This is a genomic window from Streptomyces sp. SGAir0957, from assembly GCF_043523415.1.
In genome coordinates this window covers 4,307,375-4,326,525 of sequence record NZ_CP027293.1, presented here as the reverse complement: position 1 = coordinate 4,326,525, position 19,151 = coordinate 4,307,375, and the positions used below count along the sequence as shown (strand labels likewise).

Sequence of the window (19,151 nt, the reverse complement as noted above, 5' to 3'; positions counted from 1 at the left end):
CGCTACGATGCGCCGCCTTCCGCAGGAGGTGCCTCATGGCACAAGCAGTGCGACCCACCAGCCCCACCGTCGGCGGTCTCTTCGCCTCGGACGGCAAGGCCCATCCGGTGCCCGACACCCTGGTCGCGGTGACCGCGGTCCTCGGACTCATCGCGATCATCACGTCGATCTGGCACAACCTCCATCTCCTCAGCTCCTGGACCGGCCTGATCGGCATCCTGACCGGGGCGTACGGCCAGTTCGTCTCGGAGACGACGCGCGAGCGCTTCGCCCTGATCCTCGGCCTCGGGGCGTCGGCCGTCGGCTTCTTCATCGGCATGGCCCACGGCGGCCTCTTCGGCGGCGTCATCGGGTGAGGCCGGCCCCCTGGAGGGGCCTACCCCCCATACAGCCAGTCGGGGCGCTCACCCGGCGCAGTAGGCTTCGGCGCGAGAGCCGGAGCCCCTGTACCCAGGGAGCCACACCAGCCCGGAGGAGCGCCCCGAATGAGCCTGACCCTGAGGACCATCAGTCGAGAGCAGCATCTGGCCTATATCCAGAGCCTGCCCGCGGCTAGCCACATGCAGGTCCCGGCCTGGGCCGACGTCAAGGCCGAGTGGCGGTCCGAGAGCATGGGCTGGTTCGACGACCGCACGAACGACATGGTCGGCGCGGGTCTTGTCCTGTACCGCCAGCTCCCCAAGATCAAGCGATACCTCGCGTACCTCCCCGAGGGCCCGGTGATCAACTGGTACGCGCCCAACCTCGACGACTGGCTGCGCCCCATGCTCGCGCACCTGAAGCAGCAGGGCGCCTTCTCGGTGAAGATGGGCCCGCCCGTCGTCATCCGGCGCTGGGAAGCCCCGTCGATCAAGAAGGGCATCCAGGACCCGGACGTCAAGCGCCTGCGCGACATCGAGGCTGACTTCATCGAGCCCCGCGCCTTCGAGGTCGCCGACAAGCTGCGCCGCATGGGCTGGCAGCAGGGCGAGGACGGTGGCGCCGGCTTCGGCGACGTGCAGCCCCGCTATGTCTTCCAGGTGCCGCTTGCCAACCGCTCCCTTGAAGAGGTCCACAAGAACTTCAACCAGTTGTGGCGCCGCAACATCAAGAAGGCCGAGAAGGCCGGTGTCGAGGTCGTCCAGGGCGGTTACCAGGACCTCGCCGAATGGCAGCGCCTGTACGAGATCACGGCCGTGCGCGACCATTTCCGGCCGCGCCCGCTCTCGTACTTCCAGCGCATGTGGACGGCTCTCAACTCCGAGGACCCGAACCGCATGCGGCTGTACTTCGCGCGCCACAACGGGGTGAACCTTTCGGCGGCGACGATGCTCGTCGTCGGCGGGCACGTCTGGTACTCCTACGGCGCCTCCGACAACATCGGGCGCGAGGTCCGGCCGTCGAACGCGATGCAGTGGAGAATGCTGCGGGACGCCTACGCGCTCGGCGCCACCGTCTACGACCTGCGCGGCATCAGTGACTCGCTCGACGAGACCGACCACCTCTTCGGCCTGATCCAGTTCAAGGTCGGCACGGGTGGCGAGGCCGCCGAGTACCTCGGCGAGTGGGACTTCCCGCTGAACAAGCTGCTCCACAAGGCGCTCGACATGTACATGTCGCGGCGCTGACGCCCCGCTCCGCCCTCGCCGCGGACCCGGCACAATTCACGTAGCTCCACAGTTCTTCCAAACCTCAGACACACCGCAGCCACGAGAAAGGTTCCGGGACCGGGCCATGGCGCTCACGCTCTACGTCGACACCGCGCGCTGGCGGGCACACCACAAGCACGTGCTCGACCAGTTTCCGGGACTCGTACCCGTCTGCAAGGGAAACGGTTACGGCTTCGGCCACGAACGGCTGGCGGAGGAGGCCACCCGCCTCGGCTCCGACATCCTCGCCGTCGGGACCACCTACGAAGCCGCTCGCATCAAGGACTGGTTCAGCGGCGACCTGCTGGTCCTGACGCCGTTCCGGCGGGGTGAAGAACCGGTTCCCCTGCCCGACCGCGTCATCCGCTCCGTCTCCTCCGTGGACGGCGTGCACGGCCTCGTCGGCGCCCGCGTCGTCATCGAGGTCATGTCCTCGATGAAGCGCCACGGCGTGACGGAGCAGGACCTGCCGCAGCTCGCCCACGCCATCCAGGACGTGCGCCTGGAGGGGTTCGCGATCCACCTGCCACTGGACCGCACCGACGGCTCGGACGCCGTCGAGGAGGTCATCGGGTGGATGGACCGGCTGCGCGCGGCCCGGCTGCCGCTGCACACCATGTTCGTGAGCCACCTGAAGGCCGAGGAGCTGGCGCGGCTGCAGCAGCAGTTCCCGCAGACCCGTTTCCGCGCGCGGATCGGTACGCGGCTGTGGCTGGGCGACCACGAGGCGACCGAGTACCGCGGCGCGGTCCTGGACGTCACGCGCGTCGCCAAGGGCGACCGGTTCGGCTACCGGCAGCAGAAGGCGGCCTCCGACGGCTGGCTCGTGGTCGTCGCGGGCGGCACGTCGCACGGCGTGGGTCTGGAGGCCCCGAAGGCGCTGCACGGCGTCATGCCGCGCGCCAAGGGCGTCGCCCGCGCCGGCCTCGCGACGGTCAACCGGAACCTCGCGCCGTTCGTCTGGTCCGGCAAGCAGCGCTGGTTCGCCGAGCCGCCGCACATGCAGGTGTCGATCCTCTTCGTGCCCTCGGATGCCGCCGAGCCGAGGGTCGGCGAGGAGCTGGTGGCCCACCTGCGGCACACCACCACCCAGTTCGACCGGCTTGTGGACCGCTGAGCCGCCGTTCGACACAGACGTACGTGAAGGGGCCGGGCACCTACTGGGTGCCCGGCCCCTTCACGTTGCCCTCAAGCGCTCTGTTCGCTCACAGCGAACCGTCCGGTGCCTTGCCCCAGTTCACCGGTGGCGGCAGCTCTTCGCCATGGTCCGCGTGGCGCGGGGGACGGGCCGCGTAGCCGAGTACGAAGACGTCCTCCGCGCCGTCGAGCACACCGCCCGAGGGGTCGTCCTCACCGCCACGGCGTACGACGTCCCGCTCGGGCAGCCAGATGTCGCGCACGATGACGGCGCACAGGTACAGCGTGCCCAGGAGATGCGCGGCGATCGCCAACTGGTAGCCCTCGGTCGGCAGGCCCTGGTGCTTGTCGCCGCTGGTCGTGTACGCGAGGTACAGCCAGATCCCCAGGAAGTAGGCGACCTCGCACGCCTGCCAGATGAGGAAGTCCCGCCACTTGGGCCGCGCCAAGGCAGCGAGGGGGATCAACCACAGTACGTACTGCGGCGAGTAGACCTTGTTGGTGAGGATGAAGGCGGCAACGACAAGGAAGGCGAGCTGCGCGAAGCGCGGTCGTCGCGGCGCGGTCAGCGTGAGCCCCGCGACCCCGAGGCACACCAGCACCATCAGGGCGGTCGCCAGGGTGTTCACGACCTCCGTGTTGAGCGGCGTGTTCAAGTGCTGGGAGATGATCAGCCAGAACGAGCCGAAGTCGACGCCGCGTTCCTGGCTGAACGAGTAGAACTTCGACCAGCCCTCGGGCGCGAGCAGCATCACCGGCACATTCACGACCACCCAGGCGACGATCGCGCCACCCGTCGCGACGGCGAACGCCCGCCACTTCCCGGCCCGCCAGCACAGCACGAGCAGCGGACCGAGCAGCAGGAAGGGGTAGAGCTTGGCCGCGGTCGCCAGCCCGAGCAGCACGCCGAAGGCGAGAGCGCGCCCTCGGGACCACATCAGCATCGCGGCCGCTGTGAGCGCCACTGCGAAGAGATCCCAGTTGATGGTGGCGGTCAGCGCGAACGCGGGTGCCAGAGCCACCAGGAGGCCGTCCCAGGGGCGTCGGCGGTGGGTGCGGGTGACGCAGACGGCGATGACCGCGGCACAGATCATCAGCATCCCGGCGTTGACCATCCAGTACACCTGCTCCTGGTGCTGGATGCTGCCGCTGCCGGGCGTCAGCCACGAGGCGACCTCCATGAACACGCCGGTGAGGACCGGGTATTCGAGGTAGTCCATGTCGCCGGGCAGCTTGTCGAAGTACGGCACGAGCCCGTCGGCGAAGCCTCGGCCCTGGTACAGGTGCGGGATGTCCGAGTAACAGGCGTGCGTGTACTGGGAACTCGCCCCGAAGAACCACGAGCCGTCGTAGCAGGGGAACTTCTGGATCATCCCGAGCGCGAACATGCCGAGCATCACCAGCGCGATGACGCGGACCGGCGACCACCATGAGCGGCCGAGGAGCGCCCGTACGCCGAGGGGGCCGCCGATGAACTCGCTGCCGGCCGCCGCGACCTCGTCCTCCCTGGTGGGCCGCACCGGCTCATCTTCGGGTCGGCTCATACGCGTCGTCTCTGGACTGGGCATGCCGCACATCCTGCCGTACGCGGCTGAGAACGAGGCGAGGGCCGCCGCACCCGGTGGGGTGCGGCGGCCCTCGTCAGCCGTGGAACACGCTGCGTTTCACGTGAAACACGCGGCGTGAGCGCTCGGCCCGGCTGCTAGCCGGTTCCTCCGAAGAGGCCCCCGCCGTTCTGATTGCCCCGGTCGGCTCCCTCGCTCGGATCCGGCGAGGTGCCACCGTCCGTCGCTCCGCCGTCGGCGGTGCCGCCGTCCGTGGCTCCGCCGTCGGTGGTGCCGCCGTCCGTCGTCCCGCCGTTGTCCCCGCACGTCCAGTCCGTCCACTTGTTGCAGGTCTCCGTGGGTGTCGGAGACGACGGTGCGGACGTGGTGGGACTCGGCGTCGTCTTGGTCGGCGTGGGGGTCGGCGTGGGCGTGGGGGTCGGCGTGGGCGTCGGCGTGGGCGTGGGGGTCGCGCCAACGACCTTGCCGATGGGCTCGGGGTCCGGGAACGGCAGGTTCGGCAGGTCCTTCATGGCCTGGGACATGTAGTCGTGCCAGATCTCCGACGGGAACGAGGCACCGTGGATCTTGGTCTGCCCGCCCGTTCCGTACATCTCGAGGAACTTGCGGTTCTTGGACTTCTCGTCGTCGTCCATCCGGTACATCGTGATCGCCGTGGACAACTGCTTGGTGTAGCCCACGAACCAGGCGGACTTGTTGCCGTCGGTGGTACCGGTCTTGCCGGCCACGTCGCGGCCCGGCAGCTTGGCGTTGGTACCGGTGCCCTTCTCGACGACCGTCTTGAGAACGTCCGTCACGTTGTCGGCGACCTCGGGGTCGAAGGCGCGCTTGGGCGTCACGTCGTGCGTGAAGACGGTCTCGCCCTCGTGCTTCACGGACTTCACCGAGTACGGGTCGTTCTGCTGGCCGCTGGAGGCGAAGGTCCCGTAGGCACCGGCCATACGGATCGCGCTCGGGTCGGACGTACCGAGCGAGAACGACGGGTATCTGGCGCTGGCGAAGCTGTTGTCCAGGATGCCGGCCTTCTGGGCGGCCTCCTTGACCTTGTTCAGTCCCACGTCCATGCCCAACTGCACATAGGCCGAGTTCACGGACTCGCGCATCGCCTCACGCAGATCGATCTGGTAGCTCGGCGCGTTGTACGACTTCTTGCCGTCGTTCGTCTGGTTCCACTGCTCGCCCTTCTCGTTCATCCAGACGTCGCCGTTGTACTCGTGGATCTTCAGGCCGTTCTCGCCGCTGTAGAGGCTCTTGGGCGAGACGATCGTGCGCTGCGACTCGTCCTGCTCCTCCGGACCGTCCGGTTTCTTGACGCCGTACTGGAACGCCGCGGCAAGGACGAACGGCTTGAACGTCGAACCGACCTGGGCGCCCGTCACGTCCGCGTTGTTGGTGAAGTGCTTCGTGGCGTCCTCACCGCCGTAGATCGCCTCGATGGCCCCGTCCTTCGGGGACACGGAAGCGCCGCCGAACTGCACGTACTTGTCGACGTACACCCCGTTGACCTTGCGCTTCTCGTCAAGGTTCTCCTTGCGGACCTTCTTGACCGCGTCCTCGAGCTGCTTCACCTTCCTGCGGTCGAAGGTCGTGTGGATCTCGTAGCCGCCGAGCGTCAGATCGTGAGCGGTGATCTTCCCGTTGCTGTTGTTGATCACGTACGCCTTGGCGAGGTCGACGAGGTAGCCGATCTGGCCGCCCAGCTGGGCGTTGGCGCGAGGATTCTGCAGCTTGGGGAACTCGGTGTACCCGTTGCGGTCCGCGGCGCTGAGGTGGCCGTCCTTGACCTCCTCGTCCAGGATCCACTTCCAGCGGGCCGTGGCGCGCTCGGAGTTCTTCTCCTTCGAGGCGTTCACCGGGTCGATCTCGGGGGAGCCGGCCGGGTCGTAGTAGGTGGCGCCCTTGAGGACGGCGGCGAGGAAGGCGGTCTGGCTCGCGTCGAGCTTCGAGGCGTCCTTGCCGAAGTACGTGCGGGCGGCGGCCTGGATGCCGTAGGCGCCGCGCCCGTAGTACGCGGAGTTCAGGTACCCGGCCATCACGTCGTCCTTGTCGACCGTACGGCCGACCTTGATGGAGACGAGGAGTTCCTTCATCTTGCGGCTGATCGTCTGCGACTGGTCGTCCAGCATCGCGTTCTTCACGTACTGCTGGGTGATCGTCGAGCCACCCTGGGTCTCGCCGCCCCTGGCCATGTTGAAGACGGCGCGGCCGATACCCATCGGGTCGACGCCCTTGTCGGTCTCGAACGACTTGTTCTCGGCCGACATGACGGCATAGCGCATGGACTTCGGGATGTCCTCGTACTTGATGATCTGGCGGTTGGTCTCACCACCCGTGGCGACCATCTGCGTGCCGTCCGACCAGTAGTAGACGTTGTTCTGCGCCGAGGCGGTGTCGGCCACCTTGGGCACGCCCACCATCGCGTACGCGATGCCCGCCACCAGCATCATGCCGCCCAGGAACCCGAAGCCCGTCCCGGTCACGAGCCGCCACGACGGCACCCAGCGGCGCCAGCCCCACTTGTTCGCACGCGGGTAGTCGATGAACCGCTTCTTCTGCGGACCACGCCCCTTGCCCCGTCCGGGGCCGCTCGGCCCACCCGGGCCACCGCCACCACGGCGCCCCCCGCCTCCGGCGCCGCCGGAGCCGGCGCCGCCCTCGGCGGCCCTGCGCCGCCCGCCGCCGCGCTGCGCAGCGCGGCGGGCCTCTGCTCGGCCTCCCCAGGGTTGATCGTCGCCCTGGCTGCCGTACGAACCCGAGGAACTCGGGGGATCGTAGGAACCGGAAGGCGACGCGGTGCTGCCGCGCGGTGCCGCACGGCGGCCCGACGGTTCTCCTGACGCTCCGCGACGGGCCGCGGCGCGCCCGCCCTGCGGCTGCGGCGGTTTGCGACGGTGCTCGCTCATCGAACGATTACTCCTCGGGCAGGCGCGGCCTCGCGCGCCTGGAAACGGCGTCTGGTGTCCGGTCCCCCCGACGTACGGATGCGCCGCTCCCGGCACTCACCCGCACTGCACCCGGGACAACGACGCCCCCAGGCATCACATGGTTCCCGGTGGTCTGCATGGCGGACAGACTACGCACCGTCAAAACCCTCCGAGCGCCGAAGTTCACCCCAAAACAGGCAAGTTGCTCCTATGAATCAACGATGTGACGCCGTTCACCGTGATCCCTCTTGTCGCAGTCGTAGGGTCGTTCTATCGTGCTGATGTATCGAGTCGATACATCAGCACGACATAAAGAGTCGATACATGGGTCCGCGACAGTGAGGAGGCGACGATGAGCCGGCGCTCCGGCATCCTCGAGTTCGCCGTACTCGGACTGCTCCGCGAATCCCCGATGCACGGCTATGAGCTGCGCAAACGACTCAATACGTCGCTGGGGGTCTTCCGCGCCTTCAGCTACGGAACGCTGTACCCCTGCCTCAAGACGCTGGTCGCGAACGGCTGGTTGATCGAGGAACCGGGCGCCGGTCCCGCCGACACTCCCGCCTCACTCACGGGACGTCGCGCCAAGATCGTCTATCGGTTGACGGCAGAAGGTAAGGAGCATTTCGAGGATCTGCTCTCGCAGACCGGCCCCGACGCCTACGAGGACGAGCACTTCGCCGCGCGATTCGCCTTCTTCGGGCAGACGTCACGCGATGTGCGCATGCGCGTCCTCGAGGGCCGTCGAAGCCGTCTGGAGGAGCGTCTCGAGAAGATGCGCCTCTCCTTCGCCCGCACCCGAGAGCGCCTGGACGACTACACACTCGAGCTGCAGCGACACGGCATGGAGTCCGTGGAGCGCGAAGTGCGCTGGCTGAACGAGCTCATCGAGAGCGAGCGCGCGGGCCGCGACCAGCGAAGGTCGGACCCGGGGGGCGCAGCTCAGCAGGACACATCTGGAGAGACGGGCGGCCTGCCCCGGCACCGGGACAGCACCCGGCCGGATCCGTCCGATGACACCGCCACGTGAAGTCCGCTCAGGGCTTCACCAGTACACACAGGGAGCAACCGGAATGGGTTCGGTTCGCGTAGCCATCGTCGGCGTGGGCAACTGCGCCACCTCGCTGGTGCAGGGCGTCGAGTTCTACAAGGACGCTGACCCGGAGACCAAGGTCCCCGGCCTCATGCACGTCCAGTTCGGCGAGTACCACGTCGGTGACGTCGAGTTCGTCGCCGCGTTCGACGTCGACGCGAAGAAGGTCGGCCTGGACCTCTCGGACGCCATCGGCGCCTCCGAGAACAACACCATCAAGATCTGCGACGTCCCGAACAGCGGCGTTCAGGTCCAGCGTGGCCACACCCTCGACGGTCTGGGCAAGTACTACCGCGAGACGATCGAGGAGTCCTCCGAGACCCCGGTCGACGTCGTCCAGGTCCTCAAGGACAAGCAGGTCGACGTGCTCGTCTGCTACCTGCCCGTGGGTTCCGAGGACGCGGCGAAGTTCTACGCCCAGTGCGCCATCGACGCCAAGGTCGCCTTCGTCAACGCTCTCCCGGTCTTCATCGCAGGCACCAAGGAGTGGGCGGACAAGTTCACCGAGGCCGGTGTCCCGATCGTCGGCGACGACATCAAGTCGCAGGTCGGCGCGACCATCACGCACCGTGTGATGGCCAAGCTGTTCGAGGACCGCGGTGTCCGTCTCGAGCGCACCATGCAGCTCAACGTCGGCGGCAACATGGACTTCAAGAACATGCTTGAGCGCGACCGCCTCGAGTCGAAGAAGATCTCGAAGACGCAGGCCGTCACCTCGCAGATCCGCGACCGTGAGCTGGGCGAGAAGAACGTCCACATCGGCCCGTCCGACTATGTCGCGTGGCTCGACGACCGCAAGTGGGCGTACGTCCGCCTCGAGGGCCGCGCCTTCGGTGAGGTCCCGCTGAACCTGGAGTACAAGCTCGAGGTCTGGGACTCCCCGAACTCCGCGGGTGTCATCATCGACGCCCTGCGCGCCGCGAAGATCGCGAAGGACCGGGGCATCGGTGGCCCGATCCTCTCCGCGTCCTCGTACTTCATGAAGTCCCCGCCGGTGCAGTACTTCGACGACGAGGCCTACGAGAACGTCGAGAAGTTCATCAAGGGCGAGGTCGAGCGCTGACTCTCCTCCCGCGACGTTGTTTCACGTGAAACAGCGCCCGCCTGAGGGCTTCGAGGCCCCTGGATCGCACCCATCGTGCGATCCGGGGGCCTTCCCTGTGTGAGGCTGTGCCCATGGCTGTCGTACGTGACCTGCGCGTCCTGCTGCGCCTGCGCGATTTCCGGCGTCTGCTCGCCGTGCGCCTGCTCTCCCAGGGCGCGGACGGCGTGTATCAGGTCGCACTCGCCACGTACGTCGTCTTCTCCCCGGAGAACCAGACGACGCCCACCGCCATCGCCTCGGCCATGGCGGTCCTGCTGCTGCCGTACTCCCTCGTGGGCCCTTTCGCGGGCGTCCTCCTCGACCGCTGGCGCCGCCGCCAGGTCTTCTTCTACGGCAACCTCCTGCGGGTGTTGCTGGCCTCCGCGACGGCCGCCCTCATGCTGAGCCATGCGCCCGACTGGCTCTTCTACGCCTCCGCCCTCTGCGTCACCGCGGTCAACCGCTTCGTCCTGGCCGGGCTTTCGGCCGCGCTGCCGCGCGTCGTCGACGCCGACCGTCTCGTCATCGCCAACGCACTGTCCCCGACCGCCGGCACGCTCGCCGCGACGCTCGGCGGCGGCCTCGCTTTCGTCGTCCGGCTCGTGGGCTCGGACTCGGACGCGGCAGTCGTCCTCCTCGGCGCGGCTCTCTACCTCTGCGCCGCGCTCGCCTCCCTCCGCATGGGCCTGCAGCTCCTCGGCCCGGAACGCGACCTGATACAACCCCGGCTCGGAGCCGCCCTGGCCGGGACCGCACGCGACCTGCTGGCAGGCGTACGCCACCTCACGTCCCGGCGGCCCGCGGCGCGCGCTCTGGCCGCCATGACGGTGATGAGGTTCTGCTACGGCGCCCTGCTCGTCATGGTGCTCATGCTGTGCCGCTACGCGTGGTCGTCCACGGAGTCCGAGGGTCTGGCCCTGCTGGGCCTCGCGATGGGCGTCTCCGGCGCGGGATTCTTCGTCGCGGCGGTCATCACGCCCGCGACTGTGGGACGGTTCGGGGCGGGCGGCTGGATCGTGGTCTGCGCCGGGATGGCGTCCGTTCTGGAGCTCGCTCTCGGGCTCCCCTTCGCGCCGGTCCCCACCTTGGTGGCCGCCTTCGTGCTGGGGCTCACCACACAGGGAGCGAAGATCGCCACGGACACGGTCGTGCAGTCTTCGGTGGACGACGGTTTCCGCGGCCGGATCTTCTCCGTCTACGACGTGCTGTTCAACATCTCCTTCGTCGGCGCGGCCGGTGTGGCGGCGCTGATGCTGCCGCCTGACGGCCGCTCCATTCCTCTGGTGGTCTTCATCGCGGCGCTCTACGGGGCGGTCGCGCTCTGCATGGCCCGCTTCGGTGCGCGTCTGAAGAGCACGGCCTGACACCGGGCCCTCCATGCATCGGGGCGGTGTTTCACGTGAAACACCGCCCCGATGCGACCAACACCTTGGGTCTCTGTTTCACGTGAAACAGAGACCCAAGGTGTTGGTCGTCTTTCGGTCAATCCTGCGGGCGGGAGGCCCACCATTCCTTCAGGGCCGCTGCCGCCGCGTCCTGCTCCATCGGCCCGTTCTCCAGCCGCAGCTCGAGCAGGAACTTGTACGCCTGCCCGATGACCGGCCCCGGCCGCACCCCCAGGATCTCCATGATCTGGTTGCCGTCGAGGTCCGGGCGGATCGAGTCCAGCTCCTCCTGCTCCTGCAGCCGGGCGATGCGCTCCTCAAGGCCGTCGTAGGCGCGGGACAGGGCGTTCGCCTTGCGCTTGTTCCGGGTCGTGCAGTCCGACCGGGTCAGCTTGTGCAGACGCTCCAGGAGCGGGCCCGCGTCCCGCACGTAACGACGTACGGCGGAGTCCGTCCACTCGCCGGTGCCGTAACCGTGGAAGCGCAGATGCAGCTCCACGAGCCGGGAGACGTCCTTCACAAGCTCGTTGGAGTACTTGAGCGCGGTCATGCGCTTCTTCGTCATCTTGGCGCCGACCACCTCGTGGTGGTGGAAGGAGACGCGGCCGTCCGACTCGAACCGGCGCGTGCGCGGCTTGCCGATGTCGTGCAGCAGGGCCGCGAGGCGCAACGTCAGGTCGGGGCCGTCGGTCTCCAGGGCCATGGCCTGTTCGAGCACGATCAGCGAGTGGTCGTAGACGTCCTTGTGCCGGTGGTGCTCGTCCCGCTCCAGGCGCAGGGCGGGCAGCTCGGGGAGGACGTGGTCGGCCAGGCCGGTGTCGACGAGGAGCGTGAGGCCCTTGCGCGGATGGGCCGAGAGCAGGAGCTTGTTCAGCTCGTCCCGCACGCGCTCCGCCGAGACGATCTCGATCCGGTCGGCCATCGCCTTCATCGCGGCGACCACGTCGGGGTCGACCTCGAAGTCGAGCTGCGCCGCGAAGCGGGCGGCGCGCATCATGCGCAGCGGGTCGTCGGAGAAGGAGTCCTCGGGCGTGCCGGGCGTGCGCAGGACGCGGGCCGCCAGGTCCTCGAGACCGCCGTGCGGGTCGATGAAGTCCTTCTCCGGCAGCGCGACGGCCATCGCGTTCACGGTGAAGTCGCGGCGGACGAGGTCTTCCTCGATGGAGTCGCCGTAGGACACCTCGGGCTTGCGCGAGGTGCGGTCGTACGCCTCCGAGCGGTAGGTGGTGACCTCGACCTGGAAGCTCTGCTCGACGTCCCCGACGCGCGCGTCCTTCTGGCAGCCGACGGTGCCGAAGGCGATGCCGACCTCCCACACCGCGTCGGCCCACGGCCGGACGATCTTCAGTACGTCCTCGGGGCGCGCGTCCGTGGTGAAGTCCAGGTCGTTGCCGAGCCGGCCGAGCAGTGCGTCCCGGACCGAACCGCCGACCAGGGCGAGAGAGAACCCGGCCTCCTGAAATCGGCGGGCAAGTTCGTCTGCGACGGGCGAGACCCGCAGCAGCTCACTCACCGCGAGGCGCTGGACCTGGCTGAGGGCGCTGGGGTTGTCTTCATTGGCGTTCGGCACAACAGGACAGGGTACGTGGCCCACCGCGCGCGGACCGAACCGTTCGGCGGGGCCGCCGCAGGACCACCGGAGCGGCCCCCTACCCTGGCTCCACGATCTTGTGGAGCGGACCGTGGCACTGAGCCACAGGGCTCCTCGTTACCATGCGTGGACACATCTGCGACCACTGACGACGACGAGGGACGGACGAGCGCGTGGCCGAGGCGGCAGACTACCCAGGGATGAGTCCCTCACCTGCCCGCCGCTTGCTGCGGCGTACCGGCGCTCTGCTCGCCGCGGCGCCACTGCTTGCCGCGCTGCCCCTCCTGCCCGGTGCCGGGCCCGCGTCCGCGCACACAGCGGCGTCCGCGGCCGCTTCGGCGACCGGCACGAAGACGGTCGACGTGGCCGTGAACCAGCTCTCGCCCGTCGCGCCGTCCGCGCAGGACACCCTCACGATCCGCGGCACGGTCACGAACAAGGGCAAGCAGGCCGTCACCGACGCCCACGTGGGCCTGCGCGTCGGTACCTCCTACGGAGGGCGCTCGGCGCTCGACGACGCCGCCAAGAGCGGCACCGGGGGCGCGCCCGACGGCACCGAGGTCGCGGGCAAGTACGCCCAGAAGTTCGCGAAGCTGGCGCCGGGCGCCACCGAGGGCTTCACGCTGTCCGTGCCGGTCAAGCAGCTGCATCTCGGCGCCGACGGCGTCTACCAGATCAGCGCCGCCCTCATGGGCCAGACCGCCGCGGCCCCGTACCAGCAGACGCTCGGCATCCAGCGGACCTTCCTGCCCTGGCAGCCCGGCCGGGCCGACACCAGGACCAGGACCACCGTTCTGTGGCCGCTGATCTCCGACACCCACCTCACCGCCGAGACGGGCACGAGCGAGCAGCAGACGCCCGTCTTCAACGACGACAGTCTCGCGCGGCAGATCGGCCCCGGCGGCCGTCTCCAGCAGATGCTGGCGCTCGGTGACGACCTCGACGTCACCTGGGTGCTCGACCCCGATCTGCTGGCATCGGTCGACGCGATGACGGACACGTACACGATCAAGGGCGCCGACGGGAAGTTCACGCCCGGCAAGGACCAGGCGGTCGCCAAGGAGTGGCTGAGCGACCTGCAGGCGGCCGTCCAGGGCCAGAAGGTGGTGACGCTGCCGTTCGCCGACCCGGACCTGGCGTCCCTCGCGCACACCGGCACCAAGGTCTCCGGTTCCCTCGGCCATCTCAAGGACGCCACGGACGCGGCCGTGTACACCGTGGACACGATCCTTCACGTGAAGGCCGACACGTCGTACGCGTGGCCCGCCGAGGGCGCCGTCGACCCGGACATCGTCCAGGTCGCCACCTCCGCGGGCGCCAACAAGATCATCGCTCGCAGCGACACCTTCCAGGAGACGGGCGACCTGTCGTACACGCCGTCCGCGGCCCGCCCGATCGGCGGTGGCGCCACGGCCGTGGTCGCCGACGCCCGCCTCTCGACCGCGTTCGAGGGCGACATGTCGCACGCGGAGAACTCGACGCTCGCCGTCCAGGAGTTCCTCGCCCAGAGCCTCATGCTGACCAGGCAGACGGACAAGCAGCGCAATGTCGTGGTGGCGCCCCAGCGCATGCCCACCACGAGCCAGGCCCAGGCCATGGCCCAGGCGGTGCACGCGCTGCAGGACGGCGCCTGGTCCCAGCCCCAGAGCCTCGCGGCCGCGACCGCGGCGAAGCCGGACCCGGGCGCGACCACCCGCGTCCCCTCGGCCCGCTCCTACCCGTCCTCCCTGCGCAAGCAGGAGCTGTCGCGCGCGGCGTTCGAGCAGATCCAGAGCACTCAGGACGACCTCGAGAACTTCAAGGTCGTCCTCACCGACCGGTCCCGGGTGGTGACGCCGTTCGGCCGCTCGATGGACCGGGAGATGTCCACGTCGTGGCGGGGCAGGGGCAAGGGCTCCGCGTCCTTCCGCGAGGGCGTCTCGTCGTACCTCTCCGACAGCTCCAACCAGGTCGCGCTGATCGACAAGTCCCGAGTGCGGCTCTCGGGGCGCAGCGCCACCATCCCGGTGTCCGTCCAGAACAACCTGTGGCAGGACGTCGACCATCTGGTTCTCCGCCTCACCTCGACCAACGGCACGCGTCTGCGGATCGGCGACGGCGTCTTCGAGGACAAGGCGGTCAAGATCGCGAGCGGGCACAGCCAGTCCGTGAAGTTCACCACCACGGCGAAGGCCACGGGTCCCGTCACGGTCTACGCCCAGCTGTACACCGAGGACAACCAGCCCTACGGCGCCAGGATGTCCTTCAAGGTGGACGCCACCGAGATCACGCCCACCGTGATGCTCGTCATCGGCGGCGGTGTCCTGCTCCTTGTCCTGGCCGGGTTCCGGATGTACACCCAGCGCAAGCGCACTGCCGCCGCCCAGTTGGAGGAGGGCGTGCCGCAAGAGCAGACGGCCGCCACCGCCGACATCGGCGAGCCCGCGCGGGACGAGGCGGAGACCGAGCCGGCTCCCGGCGCGCGTGCGGACGTTCCGCAGCAGCCGAGTGACCCGACGGCTGACACCACTTCGGAAAGCGCGGGACCGTCGGGCGCGGGTGAGAGAGTGGACCGTTGAGCGATGTCGTGGCCGGTGGGCCGGGGACGATGAGGTGGGGTATCCATGAACGCGCCGTACAACGGTGACCGTGGCCAGGGCTCGGGCGGCTCTGCCTCGGGCGATGGCCACCCGTACGACCCCCACGGGTCCGGCGGCCAGGTGCCGCCGCCCCAGCCCGCCCCCGACACCTACGGGCAGGAGGGTTACCCGCAGGACGCGTACCTCCAGGACGCGTACGGTCAGGATCCCTACCGCGCGCACGACCTCTCCGCCCAGGACCCGGTGACCGAGGCGCTGTACGACCGCTCCGCGCACCCGCCGCCGCCCCCGGGCACCTACCAGGCGCCGCAGCCCCTGTACGCGCCGCCGCCCGCGAACCAGTACCAGCCGGACCCGCGCGTCTGGGCGCAGACACCCGCCCCGGAGCCGGAGGGCCCCTCCCAGTACCTGCCGTACGGCGACGACGCGCGGACGACCCAGTTCGTCGGTGTCGACGACCTCGTGACGCAGGCCGGCGAGGAACGGCACGAGCCGGACGCCTTCGCCCACCTCTTCCGGGACCAGCAGCCCGGCTACCGCGGTGGCCGTGCTCAGGCCGAGCAGCCGGTCGACGACCCCACCACGTTCCTCGGCCAGGCACCGCTCCAGGCCGCGCCACCGCCAGCCGCGCCCGCTCCCGCCCCTGCCCCGAAGAAGGCGGGCCGCGCGGGGAGCCTGATGAAGTCGAGCGCGTTGATGGCGGCGGGCACGCTCGTCTCCCGCCTCACCGGATTCGTCCGCACTGTGGTCATCACCGCGGCGCTCGGCTCCGGAATGCTCGGCGACACCTGGACCGTCGCCTACACGCTGCCGACGATGATCTACATCCTGACCGTCGGCGGCGGCCTGAACTCCGTGTTCGTGCCCCAGCTGGTGCGCTCGATGAAGGAGGACGACGACGGCGGCGAGGCGTACGCGAACCGCCTCCTCACCCTCGTGATGGTCGCCCTCGCGGCCATCGTCGCGATCGTGGTCTTCGCGGCCCCGCTCCTGATCAAGCTGATGTCGGTCCCGGTCGCCAGCGATCCCGCCGCCAACAACGTCGGCATCACCTTCGCCCGCTACTGCCTGCCCACGATCTTCTTCATGGGTGTGCACGTGGTCATGGGCCAGATCCTGAACGCGCGCGGGAAGTTCGGCGCGATGATGTGGACCCCGGTCCTCAACAACATCGTCATGATCTTCACGTTCGGCCTGTTCATCTGGGTCTACGGGACCGCGGCCGACTCCGGTATGCAGGTCACCAACATCCCGCCGGACGGCGTCCGCCTGCTGGGCATCGGCACGCTGCTCGGTCTGACCGTGCAGGCGCTGGCCATGCTTCCGTACCTGCGGGAGACCGGTTTCCGCTTCCGGCTGCGCTTCGACTGGAAGGGCCACGGCCTGGGCAAGGCCGTGAAGCTCGCCAAGTGGACCGTCCTCTTCGTGCTGGCCAACCAGGCGGGCGTGCTGGTCGTCACCCAGCTCGCCACGGCGGCGGGCAAGGCCTCCGACGTCAACGGCGCCGGCATCATGGGCTACTCCAACGCCCAGCTGATCTGGGGCATGCCGCAGGCGATCATCACCGTGTCGGTCATGGCCGCCATGCTGCCGCGCATCTCCCGCGCCGCCCACGACGGCGACCCGGGCGCGGTCCGCGACGACATCTCCTCGGGCCTGCGCACCTCTGCCGTGGCAATCGTCCCGGTGGCCTTCATGTTCGTCGCCCTCGGCGTCCCGATGTGCACCCTGCTCTTCGGCTCCAGCGGCATCGGCGCCGCCCAGTCGATGGGCTACATCCTGATGGCGTTCGGCCTCGGCCTCATCCCGTTCTCCGTGCAGTACGTGGTCCTGCGCGGCTTCTACGCGTACGAAGACACCCGCACGCCCTTCTACAACACGGTCATCGTCGCCGCGGTCAACGCCGCCGCCTCGGCCCTGTGCTACCTGATCCTTCCCGCCCGCTGGGCGGTCGTCGGCATGGCCTTCTCGTACGGTCTCGCGTACGCGATCGGCGTCGGCGTCGCGTGGCAGCGGCTGCGCAAGCGGCTCGGCGGCGACCTGGACGGCGCGAACGTCGTGCGGACCTACGCCCGCCTCTGCCTGGCCTCCGTGCCCGCGGCGATCATCGGCGGCGGAATCGGGTACGCGCTCACCATGGTCCTCGGCCACGGGGCGCTCGGATCGATCGCGGCGCTGGTGGTCGGCGGTGCGGCGCTGCTCGGCGCCTTCTACGTGGCCGCCCGGAAGATGCGGATCGAGGAGCTCAATTCGATGGTCGGTATGGTCCGTGGACGTCTCGGCCGCTGAGAGGACCGGGATCGCGCACAACCTTCAGCGACCACCGTGTGTCGTGCATAGCGTCGGACTGTGGGCACAATTGGCTTGGGCGTCGGAGTGAATGCAACGAATGGGGAGGCAGGAACGACGGTGGCGGAACGGAGCACGGCTGCCGTCGACGTGGCCGACAACGGCGGGGACGAACCGCTGACCGCCAGTGCGGACAAGGCGGAGCAGGCCACGGCCGACGGGGTGGCCGACATCGCGAAGCGAGACACCAAGGCGCGTGAGGAACCCGCGGACATCGCGGAGACGGGGACCCACGTGAGTCCTCGCACGTCCTCACCGCCCGAGCTGCACAGCGGCCACAAGCTCGCCAGACGCTACCGGCTCGAAGAATGCGTCACTCGTCTGGACGGTTTCAGCAGCTGGCGTGCGGTGGACGAGAAACTCCGCCGCGCCGTCGGCGTGCACCTGCTGCCCGCCGACCACCCGCGAGCGCGCTCGGTGCTCGCCGCCGCCCGCTCGTCGGCGCTGCTCGGCGACCCCCGCTTCGTCCAGGTCCTGGACGCGGTCGAGGAGAACGACCTCGTCTACGTCGTCCACGAGTGGCTGCCCGACGCCACCGAACTCACGGCGCTGCTCGCCGTCAGCTCCCTGGAGGCGCACGACGCCTACCAGATGGTCAGCCAGATCTCCTTCGCCATGGCCGCGGCCCACCGCGAGGGCCTCGCCCATCTGCGCCTCACCCCCAGCGCCGTCCTGCGCACCTCCACGGGACAGTGGCGCATTCGCGGCCTCGCCGTGAACGCCGCGCTGCGCGGCATCACCTCCGACACCCCCCAGCGCACGGACACCGAGGCGATCGGCGCACTCCTGTACGCCGCCCTGACCCAGCGCTGGCCGTACGAGAACGACGCGTACGGCCTGTCCGGGCTCCCCAAGGGCGTCGGCCTCATCGCCCCCGACCAGGTGCGCGCCGGCGTCCACCGCGGCCTCGCGGAGCTCGCCATGCGCGCGCTCGCCAACGACGGGGCGACGGCGTCCCGCCAGGAACCGGCCTGCACCACGCCGGAGGACCTGGTCAAGGCGATCGGCGAGATGCCCAGGATCCGGCCGCCGGAGCCGGCGTTCACCGCGCCGCCCGAGTACCAGCGGACGACGTACCAGCAGGGCCCGTTCGGACGCCCCGCGGGCCCCGGCGTCACCCAGCCCGTACCGGCCCCGCCGCCCCCGCTGCAGAGCCGCACCGGCAAGGCCCTCAAGTGGGCGGTCTCGGCGCTGCTCATCGCCGCTCTCGGGCTCGGGAGCTGGCAGCTCGCGGACGCCCTCATGGACCGCAACAAGCCCGAGACCCCGAAGACCACGCACACCACGGAGAACGGCGGCAGCAAGAGCGACAAGAAGCCTGCCAAGCCGATCACCATCGCGGATGCCCGGGAGTACGTCGCCGAGGGCGGCGCGCAGGCACCGGAGGCCGTCGCGCAGACCTTCGACAACGACAGCTCCACCTTCTGGCGCACCAAGTCGTTCATCGACGGTCCCGAGATCGTCATAAAGCCGGGCGTCGGCATCGTCTACGACCTCGGCTCGGCCAAGGACGTGTCCGCCGCGTCGATAGGGCTCCGCTACGCCGGCGACCACACCACGGTCTCGCTGTACGCGGCGGACTCGCTCTCCCCGGCCTCGGTGGACGGTCTGAAGCAGATCGGGTCCAAGACCCAGACCACGAACACGTCGGCGAGCATCAAGGCCGACAAGCCGGTCAACACGCGCTATGTGCTGCTCTGGCTGACCGCACTGCCCCACGCGGACAAGGATGGATACAGCAACGCCGGATACAAGCAGGGCATCACGGACGTGAAGTTCACCGGCTGACGACACGGGACGCGCAGGGGGAGGAGGT

General features: G+C 69.2%; 12 protein-coding genes. 9 read left to right on the top strand and 3 right to left on the bottom strand.

Annotated elements, in window-relative coordinates:
* The first annotated feature begins 35 nt into the window (after positions 1 to 35).
* From C1N81_RS24155 to C1N81_RS24145, 3 genes are all read left to right on the top strand, one after another.
* Complete coding sequence (locus tag C1N81_RS24155) at positions 36 to 356, top strand: hypothetical protein (protein WP_394432389.1); 321 nt, start codon at positions 36 to 38, stop codon at positions 354 to 356.
* Positions 357 to 485: 129 nt separating this feature from the next.
* On the top strand, positions 486 to 1,607 hold the full coding sequence (gene femX / locus C1N81_RS24150) for a peptidoglycan bridge formation glycyltransferase FemX (RefSeq protein WP_394432387.1): 1,122 nt from the start codon (positions 486 to 488) through the stop codon (positions 1,605 to 1,607).
* Between the two features lie 106 nt (positions 1,608 to 1,713).
* Positions 1,714 to 2,745, top strand: coding sequence for an alanine racemase (locus tag C1N81_RS24145; RefSeq protein ID WP_394432385.1), 1,032 nt, complete (start codon positions 1,714 to 1,716; stop codon positions 2,743 to 2,745).
* Positions 2,746 to 2,833: 88 nt separating this feature from the next.
* Here C1N81_RS24145 and C1N81_RS24140 read toward each other — a convergent pair whose 3' ends face one another.
* Positions 2,834 to 4,342: a glycosyltransferase family 87 protein gene (locus tag C1N81_RS24140; protein WP_394432383.1), complete on the bottom strand. Its 1,509-nt coding sequence runs from the start codon at positions 4,340 to 4,342 to the stop codon at positions 2,834 to 2,836.
* A 125-nt stretch (positions 4,343 to 4,467) separates the two neighbouring features.
* On the bottom strand, positions 4,468 to 7,233 hold the full coding sequence (locus tag C1N81_RS24135; RefSeq protein ID WP_394432381.1) for a transglycosylase domain-containing protein: 2,766 nt from the start codon (positions 7,231 to 7,233) through the stop codon (positions 4,468 to 4,470).
* Between the two features lie 373 nt (positions 7,234 to 7,606).
* On the opposite strand from C1N81_RS24135, the gene C1N81_RS24130 reads away from it, so the two are divergent.
* The 3 genes from C1N81_RS24130 to C1N81_RS24120 all read left to right on the top strand — a co-directional run bounded on the left by C1N81_RS24130 (position 7,607) and on the right by C1N81_RS24120 (position 10,795).
* Positions 7,607 to 8,284 carry a PadR family transcriptional regulator gene (locus C1N81_RS24130; RefSeq protein WP_394432379.1) on the top strand — a complete coding sequence of 226 codons (678 nt, stop codon included), beginning with the start codon at positions 7,607 to 7,609 and terminating at the stop codon, positions 8,282 to 8,284.
* Between the two features lie 43 nt (positions 8,285 to 8,327).
* Positions 8,328 to 9,410, top strand: coding sequence for an inositol-3-phosphate synthase (locus C1N81_RS24125; protein WP_394432378.1), 1,083 nt, complete (start codon positions 8,328 to 8,330; stop codon positions 9,408 to 9,410).
* A 113-nt stretch (positions 9,411 to 9,523) separates the two neighbouring features.
* Complete coding sequence (locus C1N81_RS24120; RefSeq protein ID WP_394432376.1) at positions 9,524 to 10,795, top strand: MFS transporter; 1,272 nt, start codon at positions 9,524 to 9,526, stop codon at positions 10,793 to 10,795.
* 118 nt (positions 10,796 to 10,913) lie between these two features.
* On the opposite strand, the gene C1N81_RS24115 is transcribed toward C1N81_RS24120, so the two are convergent.
* Positions 10,914 to 12,386, bottom strand: a complete 1,473-nt coding sequence (locus tag C1N81_RS24115) for a CCA tRNA nucleotidyltransferase (protein WP_394432374.1) — start codon at positions 12,384 to 12,386, stop codon at positions 10,914 to 10,916.
* Positions 12,387 to 12,607: 221 nt separating this feature from the next.
* Here C1N81_RS24115 and C1N81_RS24110 point away from each other — a divergent pair, with 221 nt between their 5' ends.
* From C1N81_RS24110 to C1N81_RS24100, 3 genes are all read left to right on the top strand, one after another.
* Complete coding sequence (locus tag C1N81_RS24110; protein WP_394432372.1) at positions 12,608 to 14,965, top strand: DUF6049 family protein; 2,358 nt, start codon at positions 12,608 to 12,610, stop codon at positions 14,963 to 14,965.
* 45 nt (positions 14,966 to 15,010) lie between these two features.
* Positions 15,011 to 17,275 (top strand): murein biosynthesis integral membrane protein MurJ, encoded by a 2,265-nt coding sequence (gene murJ / locus C1N81_RS24105; RefSeq protein WP_394432370.1) that lies wholly within the window; start codon positions 15,011 to 15,013, stop codon positions 17,273 to 17,275.
* A gap of 120 nt (positions 17,276 to 17,395) precedes the next feature.
* Positions 17,396 to 19,123, top strand: coding sequence for a serine/threonine protein kinase (locus C1N81_RS24100; RefSeq protein ID WP_394432368.1), 1,728 nt, complete (start codon positions 17,396 to 17,398; stop codon positions 19,121 to 19,123).
* The last annotated feature ends 28 nt before the right edge of the window (positions 19,124 to 19,151 follow it).